General features: G+C 72.7%; 11 protein-coding genes. 1 reads left to right on the top strand and 10 read right to left on the bottom strand.

Features of this window, described 5'->3' with window-relative positions; all coding sequences use genetic code 11:
- Nucleotides 1-8 precede the first annotated feature (8 nt).
- The 3 genes from dxs to FA582_RS06715 all read right to left on the bottom strand — a co-directional run bounded on the left by dxs (nt 9) and on the right by FA582_RS06715 (nt 3197).
- Complete coding sequence (dxs, locus tag FA582_RS06725) at nt 9-1892, bottom strand: 1-deoxy-D-xylulose-5-phosphate synthase (protein WP_010146916.1); 1884 nt, start codon at nt 1890-1892, stop codon at nt 9-11.
- Nucleotides 1893-1999: 107 nt separating this feature from the next.
- Complete coding sequence (locus tag FA582_RS06720) at nt 2000-2815, bottom strand: PhzF family phenazine biosynthesis protein (protein ID WP_010146917.1); 816 nt, start codon at nt 2813-2815, stop codon at nt 2000-2002.
- 22 nt (nt 2816-2837) lie between these two features.
- Nucleotides 2838-3197, bottom strand: a complete 360-nt coding sequence (locus FA582_RS06715; protein WP_010146918.1) for a hypothetical protein — start codon at nt 3195-3197, stop codon at nt 2838-2840.
- A gap of 88 nt (nt 3198-3285) precedes the next feature.
- Between FA582_RS06715 and ppk2 the strand changes: the two genes are divergently transcribed.
- A complete protein-coding gene (ppk2, locus tag FA582_RS06710; RefSeq protein ID WP_010146919.1) occupies nt 3286-4182 on the top strand; it encodes a polyphosphate kinase 2 in 897 nt (298 codons plus the stop codon).
- On the opposite strand, the gene FA582_RS06705 is transcribed toward ppk2, so the two are convergent.
- The 7 genes from FA582_RS06705 to dut all read right to left on the bottom strand — a co-directional run bounded on the left by FA582_RS06705 (nt 4175) and on the right by dut (nt 13318).
- Nucleotides 4175-5053, bottom strand: a complete 879-nt coding sequence (locus FA582_RS06705; RefSeq protein ID WP_010146920.1) for a VOC family protein — start codon at nt 5051-5053, stop codon at nt 4175-4177. The two genes, ppk2 and FA582_RS06705, sit on opposite strands and share 8 nt — an antisense overlap.
- Nucleotides 5054-5188: 135 nt before the next feature.
- A complete protein-coding gene (acnA, locus tag FA582_RS06700) occupies nt 5189-8020 on the bottom strand; it encodes an aconitate hydratase AcnA (RefSeq protein WP_010146922.1) in 2832 nt (943 codons plus the stop codon).
- A gap of 164 nt (nt 8021-8184) precedes the next feature.
- On the bottom strand, nt 8185-9765 hold the full coding sequence (locus FA582_RS06695) for an LLM class flavin-dependent oxidoreductase (protein ID WP_010146923.1): 1581 nt from the start codon (nt 9763-9765) through the stop codon (nt 8185-8187).
- 11 nt (nt 9766-9776) lie between these two features.
- Nucleotides 9777-11198 (bottom strand): class I SAM-dependent RNA methyltransferase, encoded by a 1422-nt coding sequence (locus FA582_RS06690; protein ID WP_010146924.1) that lies wholly within the window; start codon nt 11196-11198, stop codon nt 9777-9779.
- Nucleotides 11195-11911 carry a DUF3159 domain-containing protein gene (locus FA582_RS06685; RefSeq protein WP_010146925.1) on the bottom strand — a complete coding sequence of 239 codons (717 nt, stop codon included), beginning with the start codon at nt 11909-11911 and terminating at the stop codon, nt 11195-11197. Before FA582_RS06685 ends, FA582_RS06690 begins: the two co-directional genes overlap by 4 nt.
- Nucleotides 11911-12816 (bottom strand): DUF3710 domain-containing protein, encoded by a 906-nt coding sequence (locus FA582_RS06680; RefSeq protein WP_010146926.1) that lies wholly within the window; start codon nt 12814-12816, stop codon nt 11911-11913. The genes FA582_RS06685 and FA582_RS06680 overlap by 1 nt, the downstream gene beginning before the upstream one ends.
- Before the next feature lie 7 nt (nt 12817-12823).
- Nucleotides 12824-13318: a dUTP diphosphatase gene (gene dut / locus FA582_RS06675; RefSeq protein ID WP_033228695.1), complete on the bottom strand. Its 495-nt coding sequence runs from the start codon at nt 13316-13318 to the stop codon at nt 12824-12826.
- Nucleotides 13319-13362 lie beyond the last annotated feature (44 nt).

Here is a 13362-nt window from a genome sequence, read left to right as displayed (position 1 = left end):
GCCCTCGCTCAGGCGAGCCTGGCGGACAGCGAGGTCGCCACGGCGTCCGGCGTCAGCCCGATCCGCTCCAGCACCTGGGCGCGCGAGCCGTGGTCCAGGAACTCCTGGGGTATGCCGTAGCCGTGCACCGGTGTGTCGACCCCCGCGTCGTCGAACGCCCGGGACACCGCGCTGGCGATGCCGCCGCCGACGATGTTGTCCTCGATGACGGCCACCCGGCCCGCGCCGCGGGCGAGGTCGACGAGGTCCGCGCTCACCGGCAGCAGCCAGCGCGGGTCGACGACCATGACCCGCCGACCCTCGGCGTGCAGCTTGTCGGCGACCTGGAGCGCGGTGTCGGCCATCGAGCCCACGCCCACGAGGAGCACCTCGACCGGCTCCGTGCCGTCGGCGCCGGGCTCGACGTCACGCAGCACGTCGAGGGTGCCGACCTGGCGCACCGCCTCGATCGGCGCACCGACGCTGCCCTTGGGGAAGCGCACCACGGACGGCCCGTCGTCGATGTCGACCGACTCGCGCAGCGCGCGGGCCACCTGCTGGCCGTCCCGGGGCGCCGCGATCCGGATCCCGGGGACGATCCCGGCGAGGGTGAGGTCCCACATACCGTTGTGGCTCGCGCCGTCGGAGCCGGTGATCCCGGCCCGGTCGAGCACGAAGGTGACGCCCTGGCCGTGCAGCGCGCAGTCCATGAGGAGCTGGTCGAAGGCCCGGTTGAGGAAGGTCGCGTAGATCGAGACCACCGGGTGCAGACCGGCGAAGGACAGCCCGGAGGCCATCGCCACGGCGTGCTGCTCGGCGATGCCGACGTCGAAGACCCGCTCGGGGAAGCGCTCGGCGAAGGGCTGGAGCCCGACGGGGATGAGCATCGCGGCGGTGAGCGCGACGATGTCGTCGCGCTCCTTGCCGAGCCGCACGAGCTCGTCGCTGAACTCATCGGTCCACGACCGGCCCGAGACCTCCAGCGGCAGACCCGTCTCGGGGTTGATCTGGCCGACGGCATGGAAGCGGTCGGCCTCGTCGGCGGTGGCCGGGTCGTAGCCGTGGCCCTTCTCGGTGATCGCGTGCACCAGCACCACGCCACCGAAGTCGTGCGCCCGGCGCAGGGCGGTCTCCATCGCCTCCACGTCGTGGCCGTCCACCGGGCCGAGGTACTTCAGCCCCAGGTCCTCGAACATCCCCTGCGGGCTGACGATGTCCTTGAGGCCCTTCTTCATCCCGTGCAGGGTGCCGTAGACCTGACGGCCCACCACCGGCGTGCGGGACAGCTGCCGCTTGCCCCAGGAGAGCATGTGCTCGTACTCCTTGGTGGCGCGCAGGGACGCGAGGTAGTCGGCCATCCCGCCGCGGGTGGGCGCGTAGGACCGCTCGTTGTCGTTGATGACGATGATGAGCGGCAGGTCGGGCTGGTCGGCGATGTTGTTGAGCGCCTCCCACACCATGCCGCCGGTGAGGGCACCGTCGCCGATGACCGCGACGGTGTGCCGGTCGCCCTCCCCCCGCAGCTTGCGTCCGCTGGCGATGCCGATCGCCCAGGACAGCGAGGAGCTGGCGTGGGAGTTCTCCACGACGTCGTGGTCGGACTCGGCCCGGCTGGGGTAGCCGGACAGCCCGCCCTGCTTGCGCAGGGTCGAGAGGTCGTGGCGGCCGGTGAGCAGCTTGTGGACGTAGGAGATGTGCCCGGTGTCGAAGAGCAGGGTGTCGCGCGGGGAGTCGAAGACGCGGTGCAGGGCCAGGGTGAGTTCCACGACACCGAGGTTGGGGCCGAGGTGGCCGCCGGTCTGGGAGACCGAGGAGATGAGGTATGCCCGGATCTCCTCCGCGAGCGTCCGCACCTGCGAGGGTGTGAGGGCCTTGAGGTCGGCCGGTCCGGAGATGGTGCGCATCAGGGCCACGGGGCTAGTCCTCCGGATTCGGCGGCGTCGTCGTCTGGGTCCGGACAAGTCTAGGCCTCTCTCCCTGGGAGAACGCCGGTGGCCGGGTTCGCCCCACGGTCGGAGCCTCAGAGCTCGACGGTGCCGGTGATGGCCGGCACGACCCGGCCGCCGATCCAGAGCGTGTCGCCCTCGCGCTCGACCTCGATCCGGCCGTGACGACCGATGACGGTGCCCTGGGTCGCGGCATACCGTGTCCAGCCCGGGTCGCGCTCGGCGAGGATCATCGCGACCGCCGCGTTGAGGCTGCCCGTCACCGGGTCCTCCCGGCGCCCGGTGGCGTCGGGGAAGAAGGCGCGCACCTCATATCCCTCCGCGTCGGCGCCGAAGACCCCGAGGTCGAGCTGGTCACCGGGCGGGAACTGCGGCACGAGCGACCGCACCGCGTCACCGGAGGGCAGCTCGGCCACGACCCAGCCGGGCCCGTTGTCGCCCCAGGCCAGCGACACCGGCTCCTGGCCGAGGACGCCGGCGACGTGCGCGGCCAGCGCGGGGTCGACCGGCCCCGAGCGCAGCAGCGGCGGGGCGGCGAAGGCCAGGATGTCGCCGGTGCGGCGCAGCTCGACCAGACCGAGGCCGCACTCCTGCACGATGCGGTCGGCGCCCCGGGGTGTGCCGCCGGCCTCGAGCCAGGCCGTGCAGCTGCCCAGCGTGGGATGCCCGGCGAAGGGCAGCTCGGTCGCCGGGGTGAAGATCCGGACCCGGTAGTCGGCGCCGGGGTCGGTCGGCTCGAGGAGGAAGGTCGTCTCCGACAGGTCGGTCCAGGCCGCGAAGCGCTGCATCGCCTCCGGGTCGAGGTCATCGGCACCCAGCACCACCGCGAGGGGGTTGCCGTCGCCCAACCGGGAGGAGAAGACGTCGAGCTGGCTGAACCGGTGCGTCATCCGGTGATGCTCACGACTCGGCTCACGCGATGGGGGCCCGCAGCCGCAGCGCCTCGAGCAGCAGCCCCGCGGCCCGGTGGTTGGCCCGCAGCCGCAGCCCCTCCCGGGCCAGCGACTCCAGCACGTCGCCGAGGCTGCCGGGTGGCAGCGACGGACCGAGCTCGGGTCGCACGTCGCGCCACGCGCCGCGCATCGCCTGCAGCTGGGCCTCCAGGTGGCGGGTGGCGACCCAGGCGAGCGCCGCGGGGTGCCGGCGCCACGCGGCATACGCCCGGTAGTCGGCCGGGCACTGGTCGAGCAGCCAGGACACCGCCGCCTGCTCCCACCCCGGCACCCCGGCCGGGGGCACCCGGTCGGGCCAGCCTGGGGGTCCGCTCTGCATACGAACAAGTGTACGACTCGGGGACCTCTGGCGGGACCGCGCCGTCCGACCCTTCCCCTACCGAGCGTCGTACTGGCACGATGACCCCATGGCCACATCCACGGGTGGGAAGAAGAGCACGACCTCGGCGTCCTCCGGCGGCCGGGTGCCGCGCCTGGACAAGAAGATCTACGAGGCCGAGCTGCTGAGACTGCAGGAGCAGCTGGTCGAGCTGCAGACCTGGATCAAGGAGACCGGGCACCGCCTCGTCGTGGTCTTCGAGGGCCGGGACGCCGCCGGCAAGGGCGGCGCGATCAAGCGGGTCACCGAGTACCTCTCCCCCCGGCAGGCGCAGATCGTCGCGCTGCCGACGCCGACCGAGCGGCAGAAGACGCAGTGGTACTTCCAGCGGTATGTCGAGCACCTCCCGGCGGCCGGCGAGATCCGCCTCTTCGACCGGTCCTGGTACAACCGCGGCGGGGTCGAGCGGGTCATGGGCTACTGCACCCCCGAGGAGCACCGACGGTGGCTGCAGCAGACCCCGATCTTCGAGCGGATGCTCATGGACGACGGGATCCTGCTGCGCAAGTACTGGTTCTCGGTCTCCGACGACGAGCAGGAGCGCCGCTTCCGGTCCCGGATGGAGGACCCCATGCGCCGCTGGAAGCTCTCCCCCACCGACCTCGAGTCACTCACCCGCTGGGAGGACTACAGCCGGGCCAAGGACGAGATGTTCGTCCACACTGACACCCCCGAGGCGAGGTGGAATGTCGTGGCCTCCGACGACAAGCGCTCCGCGCGGATCAACATGATCGCCCACCTGCTGTCCTCGATCCCCTATGCCGCCGTCGAGCAGACCGAGCTGACGATGCCCCGCCGCCCGTCCTCGACGGGCTACCAGCGCACCGACCGGCGCCTCCAGCTGCCGGTGCCCGACCACGCCGCAGCCGTCGCCGCGGCCGCGGGCAAGCCGGTCGAGCGTCCTCGTCCGAAGGGTGTCAGCTAGCCGCACCCTCGGCGACGACCCGGATGGTGTTGGCCCACGGGTCCTCGAAGGTGACGCTGCGCCCGTCGTCGGCGCCGCGCACCCCGAAGTGACGCATCCGCTCCCCCAGCTCACCCACGTCGTCGCTGCTCGGCAGCACGATGTCGACCTGCCCGAGGCCGAGGGTCGGGAACCGTCGGCCGGCGCCGCGACTGCGCCAGACGTTCATCGCCATGTGGTGGTGGTAGCCACCGGCGGAGACGAAGAGCGCCTGGCCGTTCCACTCGCTCGTGGTGTCGAAGCCGAGCCGCTCGACGTAGAACTCCTTGGCGCTGGCCACGTCCCCCACCGACAGGTGCACGTGCCCCACGGCGGCCTCGCCGTCCTGCGGTCGCTCCTGCGCCTGCGGGTCGAGGTGCTCGCGCAGGAACGCCCCGGCGTCGAGGAACCGGTTGTCCATCTCCACCCGGCCGTGCACCCAGCTCCACTGCGTGCGGTCGCGGTCCCAGTAGAGCTCGATCCCGTTGCCCTCGGGGTCCTCGAAGTAGAACGCCTGGCTGACCAGGTGGTCGGCGCTGCCGACGTAGGGGGCGCGCGCCGCGCCCATGGCGGCCACCGCCACCGCCAGCTCGGTCTGGGTCGGGAAGAGGATGGCGGTGTGGAACAGCCCGGCCGAGCCCGGCGACGCATGCCGCAGCTCGGGCCGGTGACGCAGGATCACGATCGGGGTGGTCCCGCGCCCGAGCGTCACGACCGGCCCGTCCTCGCTCAGCACCGCCAACGTCACCGCGTCACGGTAGAAGTCGCGCAGCCCATCCAGGTCCGCGACCTCGAGCGTCACCGGACCCATCGCGGTGTCGGCGGCGAGGCGGTCGGGCTGGGTGGTGGTCATGCGGGCTCCTCAACTGTATGACGCGTCACCTAGCATACTCCTCCCTCCACCCGTGTGCACGCACGACGACGGCGCCCGCCGGACCGAGGTGGTCCGGCGGGCGCCGTGCGGGTGCTGCCGTGCTGGCTGCGTGGCTCAGGCGTCCACGAGCGAGCGCAGGACGTACTGGAGGATCCCGTCGTTGCGGTAGTAGTCCGCCTCGCCGGGGGTGTCGATCCGCACGACCGCCTCGAAGGTCACAGGGTCGCCGCCTCCGTCGCCCTTGGTCGCGGTGACCGTGACCGTCTTGGGGGTGGTGCCCTCGTTGAGCGCGGTCACCCCGCTGATGTCGAAGGTCTCGGTGCCGTCCAGCCCCAGGCTCTGGGCGTTCTGACCCTCGGGGTACTGCAGCGGCAGGACGCCCATACCGATGAGGTTGGAGCGGTGGATGCGCTCGTAGGACTCGGCGATGACCGCCTTGACCCCGAGGAGCCGGGTGCCCTTGGCGGCCCAGTCGCGCGAGGAGCCCGACCCGTACTCCTTGCCCGCCAGGACCACGAGCGGGGTGCCGGCCTCGGCATACGACTGCGCGGCGTCGTAGATCGAGGTCTGCTCGCCGCCCTGGGTGAAGTCGCGGGTGAAGCCGCCCTCGACACCGTCCAGCAGCTGGTTCTTGAGCCGGATGTTGGCGAAGGTGCCGCGGATCATCACCTCGTGGTTGCCGCGGCGCGAGCCGTAGGAGTTGAAGTCCTTGCGCTCGATGCCGTGCTCGGAGAGGTACTTCCCGGCGGGGCTGTCGGCCTTGATCGACCCGGCCGGGCTGATGTGGTCGGTCGTGACCGAGTCACCCAGCAGGGCCAGGACCCGGGCACCGGAGATGTCCTTCACCGGGGCGGGCTGCGCCTGCATGCCCTCGAAGTACGGAGGCTTGCGGACGTAGGTGGACTCGCCGGCCCAGTCGAAGGTGTCGCCGTCCGGGGTGGACAGGCTCTGCCACCGCTCGTCGCCGGCGAAGACGTCGGCGTAGTCCTCGGTGAACATGTCCCGGCTGATCGAGGTGGCGATGGTCCGCTCGACGTCCTCCGGGGCGGGCCAGATGTCCTTGAGGAAGACGTCGGCGCCGGTGCTGTCGACACCGAGCGGCTCGCTGTCGAAGTCGAAGTCCATCGTGCCGGCCAGCGCGTAGGCGATGACCAGCGGCGGGGAGGCCAGGTAGTTCATCTTGACGTCCGGGTTGATCCGACCCTCGAAGTTGCGGTTGCCCGAGAGCACCGAGGTCACGGCGAGGTCGTTGTCGTTGATCGCCTGGCTGATCTCCTCGACCAACGGGCCGGAGTTGCCGATGCACGTCGTGCAGCCGTAGCCGACGAGGTGGAAGCCGAGCGCCTCGAGGTAGGGCCACATGCCGGCCTTCTCGAAGTAGCCGGTGACGACCTTGGACCCCGGCGCCATCGACGTCTTGACCCACGGGGCCACGGTGAGGCCCTTGTCCACGGCGTTCTTGGCGAGCATCGCGGCCGCCATCATCACCGAGGGGTTGGAGGTGTTGGTGCACGAGGTGATCGAGGCGATCGCCACGATGCCGTGGTCGATCTCGAAGGTCTCGCCGTCCATCGACACCTCGACCGGCTTGGAGGCCCGCCGGGTGGAGCCGTCCTTGGCGCGACCTGAGTGCATCGGCCGGTCCGCCTGCTGCGCCTCGTCACTGGCGTCGTGCGAGGGGGCGTCCGAGGCCGGGAAGGTGTCCTCCAGCTCGTGGTCGACCGCGCTCATCGAGGCGTCGTTGTCGGCGTACTTGTCGAGGTCGGCGCAGAACTGCTCCTTGGCGCGGGAGACCTCGATGCGGTCCTGCGGGCGCTTCGGGCCGGCGATGGAGGGCACGACGGTCGACAGGTCGAGCTCGAGGTACTCGCTGTAGCGGGCCTCCTTGGTGGGGTCGGCCCACAGGCCCTGCTCCTTGGCGTAGGCCTCCACCAGGGCGACCTGGTCGTCCGGGCGGCCGGTGAGGCGCAGGTAGTCCAGGGTCACGTCGTCGATCGGGAAGATCGCGCAGGTCGAGCCGAACTCAGGGCTCATGTTGCCGATCGTCGCGCGGTTGGCCAGCGGCACCTGGGTGACGCCGTCGCCGTAGAACTCGACGAACTTGCCGACCACCCCGTGCTCGCGCAGCTGCTCGGTGATGGTGAGGACGACGTCGGTGGCGGTCGCGCCGGCCGGGACGGCGCCGGTGAGCTTGAAGCCCACGACCCGCGGGATGAGCATGGAGACCGGCTGGCCGAGCATGGCCGCCTCGGCCTCGATGCCGCCCACGCCCCAGCCCAGGACGCCCAGGCCGTTGACCATCGTGGTGTGGCTGTCGGTGCCGACGCAGGTGTCGGGGTAGGCCTGCAGCGCGCCGTCCGCACCGCTGTCGCGGGTCATGACCGTGCGGGCCAGGTGCTCGATGTTGACCTGGTGGACGATGCCCGTGCCGGGGGGGACGACCTTGAAGTCCTCGAAGGCCGTCTGCCCCCAGCGCAGGAACTGGTAGCGCTCCTCGTTGCGCTCGTACTCGATCGCCACGTTGCGCTCGAAGGCGTCCGGGCGACCGAAGACGTCGATGATGACCGAGTGGTCGATGACCAGCTCGGCCGGGGCCAGGGGGTTGATCTTGGTGGGGTCGCCGCCGAGGTCGCCCATGGCCTCACGCATGGTGGCCAGGTCGACGATGCAGGGCACCCCGGTGAAGTCCTGCATGATGACGCGCGCCGGGGTGAACTGGATCTCGGTGTCCGGCTGGGCGTTCGCGTCCCACCCGGCGAGGGCGGTGATGTGGTCGGCGGTGATGTTGGCGCCGTCCTCGGTGCGCAGGAGGTTCTCCAGCAGCACCTTGAGGGAGTAGGGCAGGGAGTCGGCGCCCTCCAGCCCACCGATCCGGAAGATCTCGTAGCTGGCCTCGCCCACCTCCAGCGTGCCCTGGGCCTCGAAGCTGTTCGGATTGGTGCTCAACGTGGTCGCTCCTTCGCTGGCTGGCTATTTATCTTGACATCAAGATATCTCACCGTCGGTGCCGGACGCAACGGGACGCGCCGCACCCGGGGTCCCCATCCTGCCGCACCGCCCGCCGCCACGTCAGGTGGGGGCGGCGGCCGAGCGTGCCGCGGTGGCCGCTCTCAGGAGAGCCCGTGGCGGCTCAACGGCCCGATGAGCTCCCGCTCCTCGTAGGCCAGATGGGACAGGAGGGTGTCGGTGAGCAGGTCGAGGGACTCCTGCACGCCGTCGAGCACCGCCTCTCCCCTGCGCCCGGTGCCGTCCTCGGTCACCAGCCGCACCAGGGCCCGGTCGAACTCCTCGAGCACGTCGTGGATCACCTGGTGCTCCTCCTCCAGCCGGTCCAGCACCGGCTCCAGCCCCGGCTCGGAGTGACGCAGGTGGGGGAAGACGCTGCGGTCCTCGAGGGTGTGGTGCCCGGTCACGATGCGGCAGTAGGACTCGCAGTAGGCGCCGAGGGTCCAGTTGTTCTGCCGCATCGTCATGGTGTTGATGACCGACCGGGCCGCGCCGACGCTCACGTGGCCGCGGCGCACCTGCTCCAGCACGTCGCGCACCTGCTGCAGCTCGTCGCGCAGCCCGTCGTGGATGTCCTTGAGGTGCTGGGCCTGCTCCGGGTGCGGCCCGGCCTCGCCGTCGGGGCCGACCGGCCGGCTTGGCTCGTCCCAGGGCATGGTCGGCGAGAGGCGGGTGCCGTCGTCCGGCGTCGGCTCGACGGTATGCCGTGCCCCCGCCGACCCGCGGACGCTCACCGATCCCCCGGCGTCGGGCTCGGGGGCGGTCGGGGCGGCGTCGGCCGTCCCCTCGTGCGGCGCCGTCGCACGCCGGGCCCGCTCGGCCTGGACCAGCTCCCGCGTCGCGGGGGCGACCTCGGCGGCATACCGCCGCACGACGCCCGGGTCGTCGGTGCCGAGGATGTAGGTGGTCATCCCGACGCTAAGGCTGAGCTCGGCGAGCTGCTCGGCCCACTGGGCGGGACTGCCCTGGAGGAAGCCGCTGCCGCCGCCGAAGCGGCCGTTGATGTTGTAGATGCGCCGCACCGCCGCGGGCGGGCGCCCCGCCGCGAGCGCCGCCTCGTCCACGACGGCCGCGAGCGCGGCGAGATCGGGCGGGTCGGCATACCCCATGCTCGGGACCCAGGCGTCGGCGAGGCGGCCGGTGAGCCGCAGCATCCGTGGCTTGTACGCCCCCAGCCAGATCGGGATGTTGTGCGCCGGCACCGGGCCGGCGTGCAGGCCGTGCGCCTGGTAGTGCTCGCCGCGGAAGCGCAGCGTCCCCCCGGCCCAGAAGGCCTTGATGAGCTCCACCGCCTCGGTCAGCGCGTCGACCGCCTCACCGGGGGTCCGCCGCGGGCCACCGGCCGCGACGATGGCGTCCCAGAAGGCCCCCGCCCCCAGGCCGAGCTCCACCCGGCCGTCGGTGAGCAGGTCGAGCGAGGCGGCCGCCTTGGCCAGCACCACCGGCGGGCGCAGCGGGAGGCTGGCGACGTTGGGCGCGAGTCGGATGGTCGTGGTGCGCGCCCCGAGCACCGACAGCAGGGTCCAGGTGTCGAGGAAGCCGTCCTGGTAGGGGTGGTCCTGCACCGACACCAGGTCCAGGCCCTCGACCTCGGCGACCTGCACCACCCCGAGCAGCTCGGGGATGCGGGCGGCGGACGGGCTCGGGAAGATCCCGAACTCCAGCTGCTGGTCCAGGTCGGGCACGGTGGACTCCCTCAGGTCGTGGCGATGGGCAAGGACGTCGGGGCGTCGGTCGGGCGCAGGAGCGCCAGGCACTCGACGTGGTGGGTCATGGGGAAGGCGTCGAGCACGCGCAAGGAGTCGAGGCGCACGCCTTCCTGCCTCGCGGTCGCGAGGTCGCGGGCCAGGGCTGCCGGGTCGCATGCGACGTAGACCACGGCCCGGGGGCCGAGCGCGGCCAGCGACCGGATGACCTCAGCCCCGGCACCGCTGCGCGGCGGGTCGAGGACGACGAGGTCGGCGGCCCTCCCGACCTCGACGAGCCCGGCGAGCGCGTCCTCCGTACGCTGGGCCGTGGCCTGCGCCCACGGGTACGGAGCCAGGTGACGGGTCGCCGCCTCGGCCGCCACGGGGTCCGCCTCGACGGCGAGCACCCTCCCAGCCTCTCCCACGGCCTCGGCGAGCGGCACCGCGAAGAGCCCGACACCGGCATACAGGTCCAGGACGGTGTCGCCGGGCTGCGGGTCGAGCCACTGCTGCACCTGCGCGGTGAACTCCTGCGCGGCGCCGGGGTGGACCTGCCAGAAGCCACGGGCCGAGACGGCGAAGTCGTGGCCGTCGACCCGCTCGACGACCTGCGGCACGGGGCCGAGCGGCCGGGGTGTGCTCCGCGTGCCACGGCGCGGGGCCCGTCGGCGCCCGCGACCCGTGCCGGGGTGGTCGGCGCCGGCCGTCTCGAGCGGCACGACGACGGGCTCCCCCACTCCGGGGGCGACCACGTCGAGGGCGCTCACCCGCGGCGCGCGTCGGCCCTCTCGGGTCCGGGACTGCGCCTCGTCGACCCACCGCTGCGGGTCGGCGAAGACCCCGGTGCCGACCACACCGGGTGCGGCGATGAGGCAGTCGTTAACGGGGACGACGCGGTGCGAGCGGTGGGCGCGCAGCCCGGCGGCCTGACCCTGCCCGTGCGGGTCGGGGGCGAGCGCCACCTCCACCCGGGTACGCCAGCGCAGCCCGTCCTCGTCGCCCGGCAGGGCCTCGCACACCACGCCGTCCGGCCCGGTGGCCCGCTCGATCTCCTCCGGTGAGCACCCACCGACCCGCAGCAGCTGCTCCAGGACGACGTCGGCCTTGAGCCGGCGCTGGGTCGAGAGGTCGGCATGCTGCCAGTCGCAGCCGCCGCACCGTCCCGGCCCCGCGAACGGGCACGGGGCCTCCACGCGCCCGGCGGCGGCCCGGTGGACCTCGACCGCGTCGGCCCGCAGGAAGCGTCCACCTCCCCCGGTGCCGGTGACGACCACGCTCACGCGCTCGCCGGGCAGCGCGTGCCGGACGAAGACGACCTGACCCGCAGGCTCGTCGCCGACGCGCGCCACGCAGTGACCCCCGTGCGCGACCGGACCGACGTCGAGGTCGAGCCGGTCACCGGGCCGGGGCGGGGTCGGGGACGTGGTCACCGGTCGACGGCGGCGTTCTCGCTGGGGGTCCGGCCGGTGGCCAGCATCGCCCCCATGATGAGCACCGCCACCAGGTAGGCCGGCCAGCTCAGCGCGATCTTCGTCACGCCGAGCCAGGCCACCTCCCCCGCGAGGTAGAGCGGGAGCATGACGGCGACCCGCAGCGCGAAGAGCCCGACGAGGACCCAGGTCAGCCGTGAGCACACGGCCACCAGGCCAGCGTCACGTCGCCACGCGGTGGGCCGCTCGGCGAAGTCCGGGTCGCCGACGGCGACGATGAAGCCGACCAGCGGCCACCGGGCGAGGATGCTCACGAGGGCTGCCACGCCATACGCCCCGCTCACGACGATCCCCGGGAGGAAGGCGTCCTGCGCCTCGCCCGAGCGCAGCGCGAAGAAGGCGGCGATCGCCGTGGCGAAGACCGCGGAGCCGATGAACCGCCACGACCCGCCGACGAAGCCGCGCACCACGGTCAGGACCACGAGCAGGCCCGCCGCCGCGATGACCGCCGGGCGCACCGCATCGGTGATGAGCCACGTCGCGACGAAGGCCACGGTCGGCAGCGCCGTCTCCAGGGAGCCGTACCACCCGCCCAGCGCGTCGCTGATCCGTCGACGGATGACCTGCTCGACCGTCTCCTGCGCGGAGGCGACGAGGTGGCCCTCGGGCGCTGCGGAGCCCTCAGACCCCGTGGGGGTGCCGGGCGCGGTCATCAGGTGAAGTCGGGATTGCGGGGCGCCTTGGGGGCGTCCGTCGGCGAGGGCTCGGGGGCGCGGTGCCGCACCGAGCCGTCGCTGCCCTGGGGCGCGCCGATGTCGACCCCCGCGACCGAGGTCGCGTCGGTCGAACCGGCCGCCGAGGGAGCCCGGCGCACGGCGTCGGCGGCCGCGGCGCGGCGCTTCTGCTCCTGCTGCTCGCGACGGGCCTCGGCCTCTTTGGCGACCGCCTCGGCGAACCCCTTGGGCGGCGTCAGGGTGAGCACCTCGCGTGGGGGCCTGGGCTCGTCGCCCCGGTCGACGACGACCCGCCGGACATAGGCCAGGATGCCCCGCGCCTGGTTGTCGTCGGTCGCGGCCGGACCGCCGATGACGACGCGCAGGAACCACCGGGGGCCGTCGATCCCGAGGAAGCGGGCCGGCTGGTAGGCGACCCGCCCGTCCGGGGCGCGACCGGGCATCCGGGCCCGCAGCTCCTTGCCCATGCGGCCCTCGACCGTCTCGGCGGCGCCGCCGGAGTCGACCAGACCCCGAGCGATCTCGGCGCGCAGCTCATCCCAGATGCCCTCGGTCCGCGGCGCCGCGAAGACCTGGATCTGGGCCTGGGAGGCACCGAAGCCGAGGGTGGTGCCGATGACGCGGCCCGAGTTCTGCTCGATGTCGAGCCGCATCTGCATACCCTTGACCGACGGGATGCGCATCGCCCCCAGGTCGATCCGGCCGTCCAGCTCGCGCCACTCGGTGATGTCGTAGGGGCCGTCCTCGTCGCGGACCCAGTCGCGGTCCACGCCCGGCTCGCCCTCGGCAGGCTCCGGCCGCACGACGACCTCGTCCCGGTCCTCGAGATCGAGCAGCTCCTCGTCGCTGAGGCGGTTGGTCTTGCGTCGGCCAAAGAGTGCCACTGGTGGCTCAGTCCTTCAGGGTCGGCCCGGCTGCGGCCGGGAGGGTGGTGGAGGTGCCGGTATGCCCGTGGCCGCCGGCCCCGCGCTCGGACTCCCCGAGGTCGTCGACCACGGTGAAGACGGGGCGGGCGACCTGCTGGAGCACGAGCTGGGCGATGCGGTCGCCCCGGCGCAGCTGCACCGGCTCGCGCGGGTCGGTGTTGAGCAGATTGACCAGGATCTCCCCGCGGTAACCCGAATCCACGGTGCCGGGGGCGTTGACGATGGTCAGGCCGTGCCGTGCCGCGAGCCCGGAACGGGGGTGCACGAACGCGGCATACCCCTCGGGGACGGCGAGCGCGATGCCCGTGCCGACCATGGTGCGCTCGCCCGGCCCGATCCGGACGTCCTCGCGCAGGTGCAGGTCGACCCCGGCGTCACCCGGCCGCGCCTGGACCGGGACCGGGAGGTCGGGGTCCAGTCGTCGCAGGGGGACGTCCAGGGTCTGGGGCTCGGGCGGCATCGTCACCGAGGGTAGCCCCCGGTGACGATGCGCACCGACCTCAC

Origin of the sequence: Serinicoccus profundi, from assembly GCF_008001015.1 — a bacterium.
Lineage (GTDB): Bacteria > Actinomycetota > Actinomycetes > Actinomycetales > Dermatophilaceae > Ornithinicoccus > Ornithinicoccus profundi.
The sequence above is the reverse complement of the archived record's forward strand: the minus strand, read 5'-3'. Positions and strand labels throughout refer to the sequence as shown.